The organism is Nocardiopsis halophila DSM 44494 (genome assembly GCF_000341245.1).
In the GTDB taxonomy this organism is placed as follows: Bacteria; Actinomycetota; Actinomycetes; order Streptosporangiales; family Streptosporangiaceae; genus Nocardiopsis_A; species Nocardiopsis_A halophila.
The window spans coordinates 1-13991 of sequence record NZ_ANAD01000056.1 but is presented as its reverse complement, the minus strand read 5'-3'; the positions used below and the strand labels follow the sequence as shown (position 1 = coordinate 13991).

Annotated in this window: 9 protein-coding genes and 1 pseudogene (1 of these 10 running past the window's edge); 9 read left to right on the top strand and 1 reads right to left on the bottom strand. The window is 76.4% G+C overall.

The annotated features are described in order from the left end of the window. The 3 genes and pseudogenes from D450_RS29660 to D450_RS0107015 all read left to right on the top strand — a co-directional run. Positions 1–394: pseudogene (locus D450_RS29660) on the top strand (GuaB3 family IMP dehydrogenase-related protein); it begins 670 nt to the left of the window's first position. Between the two features lie 106 nt (positions 395–500). Next, positions 501–2219 (top strand): glycerol-3-phosphate dehydrogenase/oxidase, encoded by a 1719-nt coding sequence (locus tag D450_RS0107020; protein WP_017537966.1) that lies wholly within the window; start codon positions 501–503, stop codon positions 2217–2219. A gap of 88 nt (positions 2220–2307) precedes the next feature. After that, the gene (locus D450_RS0107015; protein WP_241483085.1) at positions 2308–4536 is read left to right on the top strand and encodes a glycosyltransferase; all 2229 of its coding nucleotides are present in this window, start codon (positions 2308–2310) and stop codon (positions 4534–4536) included. Positions 4537–4557: 21 nt separating this feature from the next. Here D450_RS0107015 and D450_RS0107010 read toward each other — a convergent pair whose 3' ends face one another. Next, positions 4558–5502: an NADP-dependent oxidoreductase gene (locus D450_RS0107010; protein ID WP_026128425.1), complete on the bottom strand. Its 945-nt coding sequence runs from the start codon at positions 5500–5502 to the stop codon at positions 4558–4560. Positions 5503–5645: 143 nt separating this feature from the next. On the opposite strand from D450_RS0107010, the gene D450_RS0107005 reads away from it, so the two are divergent. The 6 genes from D450_RS0107005 to D450_RS0106980 form a co-directional block, all read left to right on the top strand. Continuing rightward, positions 5646–7052: a 3' terminal RNA ribose 2'-O-methyltransferase Hen1 gene (locus D450_RS0107005; RefSeq protein WP_026128424.1), complete on the top strand. Its 1407-nt coding sequence runs from the start codon at positions 5646–5648 to the stop codon at positions 7050–7052. Continuing rightward, positions 7049–9595, top strand: coding sequence for a polynucleotide kinase-phosphatase (locus D450_RS0107000; protein WP_017537962.1), 2547 nt, complete (start codon positions 7049–7051; stop codon positions 9593–9595). The genes D450_RS0107005 and D450_RS0107000 overlap by 4 nt, the downstream gene beginning before the upstream one ends. Before the next feature lie 78 nt (positions 9596–9673). Continuing rightward, positions 9674–10696, top strand: a complete 1023-nt coding sequence (gene galE, locus D450_RS0106995; protein WP_017537961.1) for a UDP-glucose 4-epimerase GalE — start codon at positions 9674–9676, stop codon at positions 10694–10696. A gap of 32 nt (positions 10697–10728) precedes the next feature. Beyond that, positions 10729–12303, top strand: a complete 1575-nt coding sequence (locus D450_RS0106990; protein WP_017537960.1) for a succinic semialdehyde dehydrogenase — start codon at positions 10729–10731, stop codon at positions 12301–12303. 191 nt (positions 12304–12494) lie between these two features. Continuing rightward, on the top strand, positions 12495–13052 hold the full coding sequence (locus D450_RS0106985) for a methanogen output domain 1-containing protein (RefSeq protein WP_017537959.1): 558 nt from the start codon (positions 12495–12497) through the stop codon (positions 13050–13052). Next, a partial coding sequence (locus tag D450_RS0106980) for a PP2C family protein-serine/threonine phosphatase (RefSeq protein ID WP_017537958.1) occupies positions 13049–13991 on the top strand: 943 nt, incomplete at its 3' end. The genes D450_RS0106985 and D450_RS0106980, both read left to right, overlap by 4 nt.

Sequence of the window (13991 nt, the reverse complement as noted above, 5' to 3'; positions counted from 1 at the left end):
GCCCCCCCCCCGCCGCGACTACCTCGACGAGTCCGGCGGCCGGTACGTGCACGTCATCGCCGACGGCGGGATGACCGGCAGCGGCGACATCGCCAAGGCCCTGGCCTGCGGCTCCGACGCGGTGATGGTCGGCTCCCCGCTGGCCCGCGCCGCCGAGGCGCCCGGCGGCGGCTACCACTGGGGCAGCGAGGCCCACCACGGCGAGCTGCCCCGCGGCGAGCGGGTGCACGTGGGCACCGTCGGCGACCTGGAGGCCATCCTCAACGGCCCCGCGCACGCCGGCGACGGGTCGATGAACCTGCTGGGAGCGCTGCGCCGCACCATGGCCACCGCCGGCTACTCCGACCTCAAGGAGTTCCAGCGGGTCGAGGTCGTCGTCAACCCGCACCGCTGACCCGCGCCCGACGGCCGCGCCGTGTGTCACCCGGGCCCCGCGAGGGGCCCGGGTTAGCCTGATGAGGGCAGGGAGCGTCGGCGCGAGCCAGTCGGGAGGCGGACACATGGCGGCCACCACGCGCATGGGACCGGAGGAACGGGCCGAGGGGCTGGCCCGCATGGGGACCGGGGAGCTGGACGTCCTGGTCGTCGGCGGCGGCATCGTCGGGGCGGGGACCGCCCTGGACGCGGTGGCGCGGGGGCTGAAGGTGGGCCTGATCGAGGCCCGCGACTTCGCCTCGGGCACCTCCAGCAGATCCAGCAAGCTCATCCACGGCGGCCTGCGCTACCTGGAGCAGCTCGACTTCGAACTGGTCCGCGAGGCCCTGACCGAGCGCGGGCTGCTGCTCCACCGCATCGCCCCGCACCTGGTCCGCCCGGTGCCGTTCGTCTTCCCCTTCTCCCACCACTGGGAGCGCCCCTACATCGGGGCCGGCGTCGCCCTGTACGACACCCTGTCGCTGACCATGGGCACCTCCCGCGGGCTGCCGCACCACCGCCACCTGACCCGCTCCGGTGCGCTGCGGGTCTTCCCCGCGCTGCGCCGGGACGCCCTGGTCGGCGCGGTCCAGTACTGGGACGCCCAGGTCGACGACGCCCGCTACGTGCTCACCGTGCTGCGCACCGCCGCCGGCCTCGGCGCCCACGTGGCCTCCCGGGTCCAGGCCACCTCCTTCCTGCGCGAGGGCGAGCACGTCACCGGCGCCCGCGCCACCGACCTGGAGACCGGCCAGGAGCTGGAGATCCGGGCCAAGCAGGTGGTCAACGCCGCCGGGGTGTGGACCGACGACATCCAGGAGATGGTCGGCGGCCGCGGCCAGATCCACGTGCGCGCCTCCAAGGGCATCCACCTGGTGGTGCCGCGCGACCGCGTCCAGGCCTCCTCCGGGCTGATCCTGCGCACCGAGAAGAGCGTGCTGTTCGTCATCCCGTGGGGGCGGCACTGGATCGTCGGCACCACCGACACCTCCTGGGACCTGGACAAGGCGCACCCGGCCGCCAGCCGCCGGGACATCGACTACCTGCTGGACGAGGTCAACCGGGTGCTGCGGGTGCCGCTGACCCGGGACGACGTGGAGGGGGTCTACGCCGGGCTGCGGCCGCTGCTGTCCGGGGAGTCCGACGAGACCTCCAAGCTCTCCCGCGAGCACACCGTGGCCCACCCGGTGCCCGGCCTGGTGCTCATCGCCGGCGGCAAGTACACCACCTACCGGGTGATGGCCCAGGACGCCGTGGACGCGGTCGCGCACGGCCTGGACGGGCGCATCCCCGACTCGGTCACCGACCGGCTGCCGCTGGCCGGGGCCGACGGGTTCGCCGCGCTGTGGAACCAGCGCCGCTCCCTGGCCCGCGACGCCGACCTGCACCCCTCCCGGGTGGCGCACCTGCTGCGCCGCTACGGCTCGCTCGTCCACGAGGTGCTGGCGCTGATGAAGGAGGACCCCGACCTCAAGGAGCCGCTGGCCGGGGCCGACGACTACCTGCGCGCCGAGGTGGTCTACGCCGTGCGCAACGAGGGCGCCCGCCACCTGGACGACGTGCTCGCCCGCCGCACCCGCGCGGCCATCGAGACCTGGGACCGCGGCATCGCCGCGGCCCCGGAGGCGGCCGCGCTGATGGCCGGCCCCCTGGGCTGGAGCTCCGAGCAGGTCGAGCGCGAGGTGGAGTACTACCGCAAGCGCATCGAGGCCGAGCGGGCCGCCCAGGAGCAGGACACCGACCAGGAGGCCGACGCCGCCCAGCACGGGGCGCCCGAGGTGGTCCCCGAGGACCTGGCCACCTGAGGGCCGCCCGGGCGGGCTTCGTGGTCCTTTGTCGGACTTTTGCCCGTCGTCCGGGACGGCCCCCGGGGCCGCGTCCTAACCTGCAGACGTGGCCGTACTCAGCGCAGTCGTGTGCGTCGCGGGCACCGGGGACCGGCGCGAGGACCCCCGGGCGTGCCTGCGCTCCATCGCGGCGCAGACCCTCGCCGGTGTGGAGACCGTCGTCGTGGAGGCCGCGGACGGCCCCGGACCGGGGGCGGCCCGCAACGCCGGCGCCGCCCGCGCCACCGGGGAGTTCCTCGCCTTCGTCGACGCCGCCGACCGGCTCCCGCCCTATGCCCTGGGGGCGATGGTCAACGGGCTGCGCGCCTCCGGGGCCGACCTGGCCACGGCCGCGCACTGCGCCGCAGCGCCGTCGGTGCCCCGGGCGCCGGTGCTGGGCACGCACATCAGCGAGCGCCCCGAACTGCTCGGCGACCACTCGGCCGCCGGCAAGGTGTGGCGCCGCGCCTTCTGGGAGTCCCAGCGCCTGGCCTTCCCCGAGCACGACGGGCGCGCCGCCGAGATGCGCCTGGTGGTGCCCGCCCACTACGCCGCCACGGCGGTCGACGTGCACACCGGGCGCTTCGTGCTGGGCCCCGACCCGGCCGCCGCGGCCGACCAGGCCCCGCCCGAGGAGCTGTTCGCCGTGGTGCGGGCCACCGCGGGCGCGGTGGCCGAGGAGGCCGGGCCGGCCGACCGGGGCGACTGGGACGCGCACGCGCTCACCGGGGTGCTGGCCCGCGCGCTGCGCCGGGCCGCCGACGAGGGCGGGGGCGAGGGCCTGGGCGCCTTCGCCGAGGTCGCCAACTCCTACCTGGACACCGTGGACCCGCGGGTGCTGCGCCGGCTGCCGGTGCTCGACCGCCTGGCCTGGTACCTGGTCCGCCGGCACATGCCCGACGAGCTGCAGCGGCTGCTGGCCTTCGCCCGCGAGGCCGGGCCCGAGGGGCTGCGCGCGCACGCCTACGCGGTGCGCCACGGCACCCGCTGGTACGCCGACTACCCCTTCCACGACGACCCCCTCGCCGAGGTGCCCCAGGCCCTGTACCGGCTCGACTCCGAACTCGACATCTCCCAGCGCGCCGAGGAGGCGCGCTGGGACGGCCCGCGGCTGGCGGTGCGCGGGCGGCTGCGGCTGGGGTTCCTGCCGCCCGACGGCCGGCTCCGCCAGTACCTGCGGGCCCGCGCGGTCAACCGCGGTACGGGCGCCAAGGCCCGGGTGCGCGCCTGGGCCCGCCCGGCCAACGCCTTCGACCTGCCGCGCGGCACCGTCACCCCGCGCCGCGACTGGGGCGGCTACGAGCTGCGGCTGGACGCGCGCGACCTCAAGGCCAACGGCACCTGGCGGCCGGGGGAGTGGCACGTCGACCTGTGGGCGGTCAACCGCGGGGTGAGCCGCCGCGCCCGGCTGGCCGCCCCCGGGCCCGGCGCCGCCTGCCGGCCCTGGGCCGCCGAGGTGGAGCCCGGGGTGTGGGTGCGGCCCGAGTGGCGCGGCGACGGGCTGGTGCTGGTGGTCGACCCGCTGCGGGCGCGCATCGACGGGCACCGCTTCGACGGCGGCGGGCTGGAGCTGACCGGCCGCGCCGCCGCCGAGGTCCCCGACCGGGCCCGGCTGCGCATCACCCGGCGCCCCGGCGACGCGGTCCTGGATGTGCCCATGGAGCGCGACCGCACCCAGGGCCGGTTCGCCGCCCGGGTGCCCCTCGACGCGCTGACCGAGGGGTTCGATGAGCGGCGCGCCGCGCCGGGCGGGCCGGACTGCTCCGAGCTGTGGGACTGCGCCCTGGTGCTGGACGGCCGGGTGGAGGCACGGGTCGCCCTGGAGGGCGACAAGGCCGAGGGGGCCGAGCAGACCGGGCCGGACCGCGCCGTGGCGGTGGAGCACGACGGCCCCGGCTGGGCGGTGCTGCGCGCCGGGCTCACCGCGCCGGTGGTGGCCGGCGCCGAGTGGCGGGAGGGGCGGCTGCGCCTGTCCGGCCCCTTCCCGGTCCCCGCGGCCGCCGGCGAACTGGTGCTCACCGACCCGGAGACGGGGGCGGCCACCCGCGCCCCGGCCGCGGTGGACGGGGCGCACTTCTCCGCCGTGGTCCCCGCCGACCTGCCGGACGGGCGGTACCGGGCGGTGCTGGACCTGTCCTTCGCCGACGCCTCCCGCCAGCGGCGCCCCCTGGTCGTGGAGGGGGCCCTGCTGGAGGACCTGCCGTTCGCCGGAACCACGGACGGGCGCCCCTTCTCCCTGGACGCCGACAGCCCGCGGGACCCGCTGATCATCGCGGGCCCGGAGGCGATGCCCTAGCCCCCGGCCCCTGCTCCCGGCTCAGATCCGCAGCACCGTCTTGCCCCGCGCCCCGCCCTCGCGCAGGCGGGCCAGGGCCGAGGGCGCCTCCTCCAGGGGGGCCTCGTGGTCGATGTGCACCTGCAGCCGGCCGGCGCCGATCAGGTCGGCCAGCACCGCCAGCAGGCGGGCGCTGCCCCGGTTGCTGTAGTTGATCCCCGTGATGCCCCGCCCGCGCAGCTCCTCGGGGTCCAGCGCCCCCAGCGTGCTGGCCACCGTGCCGCCGGGGCGGTGCACCGCCGGGAGCAGCTCGGCCACCCCCTCGGCGCCGTGTACCAGGTCGATGACCGTGTGCACCCCGTCCGGGCACAGCTCCAGAAGCCGCTCGGCGAGCGGTCCGGGGTCGAGCACCTCCGAGGCGCCCAGGTGGCGCATCCACTCCCGGGACCGGTCCCCGGCGGCGGTCGCGAGCACCGTCGCCCCCCGGTCCCGGGCGAACTGCACCACCGACTGGCCCACCCCGCCGGTGCCCCCCACCACCAGCACCTTCTGCCCGGTGTCCACCCCGGCCGCCTCGACCAGCCCGTAGGCGGTCATGGTGGCCGTGGGCACCGCGGCCGCCCGGGTGAACAGCATCTGCTCGGGCATCCGGGCGACCGCGTCCTCCTCGGTGGCCAGCGCGTACTCGGCGTAGCTGCCCAGCCCCCGGGGCAGCCGCAGGAACTGGCCGTAGACCCGCTCGCCGGGCCGGAAGGCGGTCACCCCCGGGCCGACGGAGTGCACCGTCCCGGCGCCGTCGCTGCCCAGGATCAGCGGGAAGGCGTGCGGGACGGCGCCGCGCAGCAGGCCCTCGGCCACCTTCCAGTCGAACGGGTTCACCCCCGCCGCGCGCAGGTGCACCAGGAACTCCCCGGGCCCCGGCACGGGCGCCGGCAGGTCCATCACTTCGGGAACGGCGCCGAATTCGGCGACGGCGACGGCACGCATCGGACGGTCCCCCCTCAGCAGCACCCGCGAGAACGCGGCGTGCACCCCCTGACGTGGGAATTCGTCCCCGCGGCGGACGGCGGCCAACCCTGCGCGGGAAAATCCGGTCGCTCCGCCCGCACCCGGTGGGCCACACTCGGACCGTGCTTCTGACGATCACCGCCCGATTCCGGCCCGCCACCGACCTGGGGTACCTGCTGCACAAGCACCCCGACCGGGTGCAGTCCTTCGCGCAGGCCCACGGCACGGCCCACGTGTTCTACCCCGAGGCCGGCCCGGAGGCGTGCACGGCGGCGCTGCTGCTGGAGGTCGACCCGGACCGGCTGCGGCGCGCCCGCCCGCACGCCGGCGCCGCCTCCTTCGCACTGGCCTCCTACGTCAACGACCGGCCCTACGCGGCCTCCTCGCTGATGTCGGTCGCGATCGGGGACGTGTTCCGCACCGCGCTCAAGGGCCGCTGCGACGCCCGGCCCGACCTGGCCGCCGCCGCCCTGCCGCTCACCCTGTCGCTGCCCGCGGTCCCCTGCCGCGGCGGCGCCGACGAGGCCCGCGCCCTGTTCGAGCCGCTGGGCTGGCGGGTGGAGGCCGAGCCCGTCCCGCTCGACGAGGGCCTGCCCGGCTGGGGCGACGCGCACTACATCGGCCTGACCCTCACCGGAGAGCGGCGGCTGTCCGAGGCCCTGTCCCACCTGTACGTGCTGCTGCCGGTGATGGACGGCGCCAAGCACTACTGGGTGGCCGACGACGAGGTCGACAAGCTGCTCCGCAACGCCGGCGGCTGGCTGGCCGGCCACCCGGAGCGCCCCCGCATCACCTCCCGCTACCTGGCGCGCCGCCGCCACCTCGCCCGGCAGGCCTCCGCCCGCCTCGACGCCCTGGGCGCCCTGGAGGACCTGCCCGAGCACGAGCCGCCCGAGCGGCCCCCCGAGGAGGAGGCGCGCGAGCGCGAGCCCACCCTGGCCGACCGGCGCGCCGGGGCGGTGCTCAGCGCTCTCAAGGCCGAGGGCGCCCGCACCGTCCTCGACCTGGGCTGCGGCGCCGGCGCGCTGGTGCGGCGCCTGCTCGACGACGCCGCCTTCACTCGCGTCGCCGGGGCCGACCCGTCCGCCGACGCGGTCGCCGCCGCCCACCGCCGGCTGCGCACCGACCGCATGTCCGAGCGCGAGAGCGCCCGGCTGGAGCTGTTCTGCGCCTCCGCGGTCCACCGCGACCCGCGCCTGCGCGGCTACGACGCCGCCGTGCTGATGGAGGTCGTCGAGCACCTGGACCCCTGGCGGCTGCCCGCCCTGGAGCACGTCGTCTTCGGCGACGCCGCGCCCCGCACCGTCGTCGTCACCACGCCCAACGCCGAGTACAACGTCCACTACCCGGGCCTGGCCCAGGGCCGGATGCGCCACCCCGACCACCGCTTCGAGTGGACCCGGGCCGCGTTCGCGGCCTGGGCCGAACGGGTGGCCGCCGAACACGGCTACCGCGTGCGCCTGCTGCCGGTCGGCCCCGAGGACACCGCGACCGGACCGCCGACCCAGATGGGGGTGTTCACCCGATGAGCTCCGAGCGTGTGCTGCGCGTGCCCGACGCCGGGCTCGTGCTGCTGGTCGGGGTCTCCGGCTCCGGCAAGTCCACCACCGCCGCCCGCTGGTTCCGCCCCACCCAGGTCGTCTCCTCCGACGCCTGCCGCGCGGCGGTCAGCGACGACGAGAACGACCTGGCCGCCACCGGCGACGCCTTCGAGGTGCTCAACGCCATCGTCGGCAAGCGCCTCCAGCGGCGCCTGCTCACCGTGGTGGACGCCACCAACGTGCAGAAGGACTCCCGCGCGCGGCTCGTGCGCATCGCCAAGGAGCACGACCTGCCCGCCGCGGCGATCGTGCTGGACGTCCCCGAGGGCACCGCCAACCGGCGCAACGCCGAGCGCACCGACCGGGACCTGCCGCCGCGGGTGGTCGCCCGCCAGCGCCGCGAGCTGCGCCGCGACCTCAAGCGCATGGACCGGGAGGGCTTCCGCCGCGTGCACGTGCTGCGCGGTGAGGAGGAGATCGCCGCCGCGCGGGTCGTCCCCGAGCGGTCCTGGAACGACAAGCGCGACCTGACCGGCCCCTTCGACGTCATCGGCGACGTGCACGGCTGCCGCGCCGAGCTGGAGGAGCTGCTGGACGTGCTGGGCTACGGCATCGAGCGCGACGCGCAGGGCCGCGCGGTCGGCGCCCGCCACCCCGAGGGGCGCACCGCCGTCTTCGTCGGGGACCTGGTCGACCGCGGCCCCGACTCCCCCGGGGTGCTGCGCCTGGCCATGGGCATGGTGGAGGCGGGCGACGCGCTGTGCGTGTCCGGCAACCACGAGGCCAAGCTGGTGCGCGCCCTCAAGGGGCGCAACGTCAAGCGCTCCCACGGCCTGGCCGAGACGCTGGAGCAGCTCGACGCCGAGGACGAGGGGTTCGGCGCCCGCGTGCTGGAGTTCTGCGACGGGCTCGTCTCGCACTACCTGCTGGACGGCGGGCGCCTGGTCGTCGCCCACGCCGGGCTCAAGGAGTCCTACCACGGCCGCTCCTCCGGGCGGGTGCGCTCCTTCGCCCTGTACGGGGACACCAGCGGCGAGACCGACGAGTACGGGCTGCCCGTCCGCCACGACTGGGCCGCCGAGTACCGCGGCCGCGCCGCCGTCGTCTACGGCCACGTGCCCACCACCGAGGCCGAGTGGGTCAACAACACCCTGTGCCTGGACACCGGCTGCGTGTTCGGCGGCCGGCTGACCGCGCTGCGCTACCCCGAGCGGGAGACCGTCGCCGTCGGCGCCCACGCCACCTGGTATGAGCCCACCCGGCCGCTGCGCCCGCAGGCCCCGGCCCCGGGGCCCGCCGCGCCCGGGGTGGTGGAGGCCCCGGCCCCCGGTGCCGCCGTGGACACCGCCCACGGGCGGGTGCGCGTCCCCGAGGCCAACGCCCTGGCCGCACTGGAGGTGATGAGCCGCTACGCCGCCGACCCGCGGTGGCTGCTCTACCTGCCGCCGACCATGGCGCCCGCGCCCACCTCGGCCGACCCGGCGCTGCTGGAGCGGCCGCAGGAGGCCTTCGAGCGGTACCGCTCCGAGGGCGTGGACCGGGTGGTGTGCCAGGAGAAGCACATGGGCTCGCGGGCGGTGGCCGTGGTGTGCCGGGACGCCGGGGCGGCCGCGCGCCGCTTCGTGCCCGGGGCGCCCGGCGCCGTCTACACCCGCACCGGCCGCCCCTTCTTCGCCGACCCGGCCGCCGAGAAGGAGGTGCTGGAGGAGCTGCGGGCCGGACTGACCGCCGCGGGGGCCTGGGAGCGGCTCGGCACCGACTGGGTCGCCCTCGACGGGGAGATGCTGCCCTGGTCGGCCAAGGCGGAGGGGCTCATCCGGGAGCAGTACGCCGCGGTGGGCGCCGCCGCCCGCGCCGCCCTGCCCGCGGCCGCCGCCGCGCTGGACCGCGCCGCCGGGCGCGGCCTGGACCTGGGCGGCCTGCCCGGCCGGGTGGCCGCCGCACGCGAGGACACCGAGGCCTTCAGCGCGGTCTACCGCCGCTACACCTGGCCCACCGAGGGCGCCGCCGGCCTGCGCTACGCCCCGTTCGCGGTGCTGGCCGCCGAGGGGGCCGTGTTCACCGGGCGCGACCACCTGTGGCACATGCGCTTCACCGAGGCCCTGGCCGAGCACTGCCCGCTGGTGCGCACCACCCGCTACCTGGTGGTGGACGCCACCGACCCGGACGCCGTCGCCGGGGCCGTCCGCTGGTGGGAGGGGCTGACCGCGGCCGGCGGCGAGGGCATGGTGGTCAAGCCCTTCGCCGGCGCCGAGGCGGCCGGGGCCAAGGGCCTGGCCCAGCCGGGGCTCAAGGTGCGCGGGCCGGAGTACCTGCGCATCGTCTACGGCCCCGGCTACCTGCGCCCCGAGCGCCTCGCCGGGCTGCGCGACCGCCGCCTGGGCCGCAAGTCCTCGCTCGCCCTGCGCGAGCACCGGCTGGGCCTGGAGGCCCTGGCCCGGCACGCCCGCGGCGAGCCCCTCGACCGGGTGCACGCGCCGGTGTTCGGGGTGCTGGCCCTGGAGTCCGAACCGGTGGACCCCCGGCTCTAGGGGGGCGGGCGCGCCGCGCCCGCCGTCCGGCGCGGGGCGCGCATATGCTGGTGGGCGACCGGACGAGGGGAGAGGCACGTGAGGGTCCTGCTGACCGGGGGAGCGGGGTACATCGGCACCCACACCGCGGTGGAACTGGCCGCGGCCGGGCACGAACCGGTGCTCTTCGACGCCCTGTACAACAGCCGCGCCGAGGCGGTGCGCCGGGTCGAGCGCATCACCGGCCGCTCCGTCCCCTTCGTCGAGGGCGACTGCGCCGACCGCGCCGCCGTCGAGCGGGCCTTCGACGAGCACCGCCCCGACGCCCTCGTCCACTGCGCCGGGCTCAAGGCGGTCGGGGAGTCCACCGAGCGGCCGCTGGCCTACTACCGCAACAACCTGGACGCGCTGCTGACCCTGTGCGAGGCGATGGACGGGCGCGGGGTCCGCCGCATCGTGTTCAGCTCCTCGGCCACCGTCTACGGCGACCCGGCCACCGTGCCCATCACCGAGGACATGCCGCTGTCGGCCACCAACCCCTACGGCGCCACCAAGCTCTTCGCCGAGCGGATCCTGGACGACGCGGCCGCCGCCGACCCGCGCCTGCACGCGGTGTCGCTGCGCTACTTCAACCCGATCGGCGCCCACCCCAGCGGGCTCATCGGGGAGGACCCGCGCGGCGTCCCCGCCAACCTCTTCCCCTACATGGCCCAGGCCGCCGCCGGGCGCCGCGGCCCGCTGCGGGTGTTCGGGGACGACTACCCCACCCCCGACGGCACCGGGGTGCGCGACTACCTGCACGTGGTCGACCTGGCCCGGGGGCACGTGGCCGCCCTGGAGCACCTGGACGACGCCCCCGGCCACCGCGTCTACAACCTGGGCACCGGCCAGGGCACCTCGGTGCTGGAGGCGGTCCGCGCCTTCGAGGAGGCCACCGGGGTCCCGGTGCCCCGCGAGGTCGTCGGCCGCCGCCCCGGCGACATCGCCGCCTGCTACGCCGACCCCTCGGCGGCCCTGCGCGACCTGGGCTGGAAGACCGAGCTGTCCATCGCCGAGGCCTGCGCCGACGCCTGGCGGTGGCAGACGCGCAACCCGGAGGGGTACGCGGTTACCGAACGGTAGTCAGGGGCGGTGCGCCGAACTATGCTCCCCGCATGGGTACCGACACGCGAACCACCGCAGAGCCCCCCGCCCTGGACCCCGCGCTGCTGGCCCGCCTGACCGGCCGCGTGCACAGCACCACCGGGCGCACGGCGACCACGCACGCCCCCTTCACCGGCAAGCCCCTGGCCGAGCTGCCCGTCTCCTCGGCCCAGGACGTCGCCGAGGCCTTCGAGCGCGCCCGCGCCGCCCAGCGCTCCTGGGCCGAGCTCACCCCCGCCGAGCGGGCCGCCCCCGTGCTGCGCTTCCACGACCTGGTGCTCGACCGCCAGCGCGAGATCCTCGACATCATCCAGCTGGAGACCGGCAAGGCCCGGCGGCACGCCTTCGAGGAGGTCTACGACGCGGCCGCCGGCCCCCTGCACTACGCCCGCCGCGCCCCCCGCCTGCTGAACCGCCGCCGCGTCCCCGGCGCCATCCCCGGCGCCACCCGCGCCTACGTCAACCACCAGGCCAAGGGCGCCGTCTCGGTGATCACCCCCTGGAACTACCCCCTGGCCCTGCCGGTCAGCGACGCGGTGCCCGCGCTCCTGGCCGGCAACGCCGTGGTCGCCAAGCCCGACACCCAGACCGCGCTGACCGCCCTGTGGGCGATGGACCTGCTCGCCGAGGCCGGCGTCCCCGAGGACCTGTGGATCCCCGTGATCGGCGAGCCCTCCGAGATCGGCGACCCCCTCGTCGACCAGGCCGACTACGTCGCCTTCACCGGTTCCAGCGCCGCCGGGGCCGCCATCGCCCAGCGCGCCGCCGCACGCCTCGTCGGCTGCTCCGCCGAGCTCGGCGGCAAGAACCCGATGATCGTGTGCGAGGACGCCGACATCGAGTGGACCGTCGAGGGCGCCCTGCGCGCCTGCTTCAGCAACGCCGGGCAGCTGTGCATCTCCACCGAGCGGATGTACGTGCACGACGGGGTCTACGACGCCTTCGTGCCCCGCCTGGCCGAGGCCGTGCGGAACATGGAGCTGTCCACCGCCTTCGACTTCAGCGCCGACATGGGCTCGCTCACCTACCAGCGCCAGTTCGACCGGGTGGTCCAGCACGTGGAGGACGCCCGCGACAAGGGCGCCGAGATCCTCGCCGGCGGCCGCCCCCGCACCGACCTGGGGCCGCTGTTCTACGAGCCCACCCTCATGTCCGGGGTCGAGCCCGCCATGGAGGCCTGCGGGGGCGAGACCTTCGGCCCCGTGGTCGCGGTCTACCGCTACCGCGACGACAACGAGGCCGTGGACCTGGCCAACGACACCGACTACGGGCTCAACGCCAGCGTGTGGACCCGCGACACCGCGCGCGGGCGCCGCCTGGCCGAGCGCATCCGCTCGGGCACCGTCAACATCAACGAGGGCTTCGCCGCCGCCTGGGCCAGCTACGGCGGCCCCATGGGCGGCATGAAGCGCTCCGGGCTGGGCCGCCGCCACGGCGACGAGGGGCTGCTGCGCTTCACCGAGCCGCAGACCATCGCCAGCCAGCACTACATGGGCTTCGGCGGCCCGCCCGGGATGGACTACGAGAAGGTGGCGGCCCTGATGACCACCGGTGCGCGGCTGATGAAGCGGTTCCGCATCCGCTGAATGCGCCGGTCAGCGGCCGCGAGGCGGCGTCAGGAGCGGGTGGGAGAAAAGTCCGGAAATCGCTGCGCCCTCCCGCTCCGGCGCCGTACGCTCGTCTTCATCTGCGGTACCGGAGCCGCCTCCGTTGCACCCCGCGCGTTGCCCGACGACGGCACAGACGGCGGTCCCGATCGGATACGGGGGAGGACGAGATGGACGTGGACGCTGTGGCGGCGGTCACCCGGGAAGCGTTCTTGCGCAGCCTGCTCACCGAGCTGACGGAGTCGTTGGAGTACGTGGTGGGCGCCGAGGAGGCGGCGGGGCACATCGGGCTGGCCGCCCAGCGGGTCGGCGACGCCATCGGCGACATCTACACCCGCGGCCTCGAAGGGGGGCGCCTGGACGGGGAGCAGGCCACCGCGGTCCTGGTGGACCTGTACCGGCGGATCGAGGGCGACCTCCACGTCGTCTCCGCCGACGAGGAGCGGATCGTCATCGGCAACAACTCCTGCCCCTTCGGGCAGGGGATCGTCGGCCACCGGGCGCTGTGCACCATGACCTCCGGGCTGGTGGGGACCGTCACCGCCCAGCACACCGGCTATGCCAGGGTCGACCTGCCCGAGACCATCGCCGAGAGCGGCCTGCGCTGCCTGATCGTCGTCCACCTGCGCCCGGGCCGGGGCGCGGAGGCCGGAGGCGAGGAGTACTTCGGCGGCGACCCTGTCGCAGAGGCTCCGCTCCCGCCCTGCCTCGGCGCCGGGCGCCGGTGACCGCCGAAGCGATCGTTACCGCCGAGGACGGGGCCGTCTTCGCGGCGATCACCCGTGCCGTCGCCGACCCCATGCTGCTGGTGTCGGTCTCCGGGCGGGTCCTGGGCGCCAACGCCGCCCTGTACCGCGTCCTCCCGGGCGCACGGGTCGGCGCCGACCTGTACGCGCTGACCGGCGGCGACCCCCGCGTGCTCGCCGAGGCGCTCTGGCGCTGGTCCCGCTCCGGGGCGCCGCTGCCCGGCAGGCTGGAGTCGTCCGGGGGTCCCGGGCGCCGCTTCCGGTGCTTCGGCGCCCGCGCCCCCTGGGTCCGGGACGCCGAGGGCGCGGTCCAGATCCGGCTCGTGCCCGACCGGCGGCGGACGGAGCCGGCGCCGGTGTGCCCCGGCCGCGACAGCGAGCGTCGGCTGCGGGCCCGCCTGAAGGACGAGCACGCCTCCGCGATGCGCCTCCAGCGCGGCCTGCTGCCCGAGCGCATCGACCTCACCCCGCTGGAGGCGGCCGTGGACTACCGGCCCACCGTCGCGGGCAACCAGGCCGGGGGCGACTGGTACGACCTGTTCACCGTGCCCGGAACGGCGACGTCGGCCCTGGTCATCGGGGACGTGGCCGGGCACGGGCCGGACGAGGCCATGGTGATGGCCCAGCTGCGCACCGTGCTGCGGGCCGCCTGCCTGGACCAGGGCGGCCGCCCGGACCGGATCGCCCACCGGCTGGACGCCTACATGTCCGCGTTCCTGCCCGAGAGCATGGCCACCATGTGCTACCTGGTGCACGACCCGGCGGTCGGCCGGATCCGGTACAGCAACGCCGGCCACGTCCCCCCGCTGCTGCTCAGGCCGGACGGGCGGTGCACCCGCCTTCCGGGCGCCCCCGACCCGCCGCTCGGCTGCGCGCTGGGCACCGAGTACCGGTCCCGATCGGTGCGGGTGGCCCCCGGGG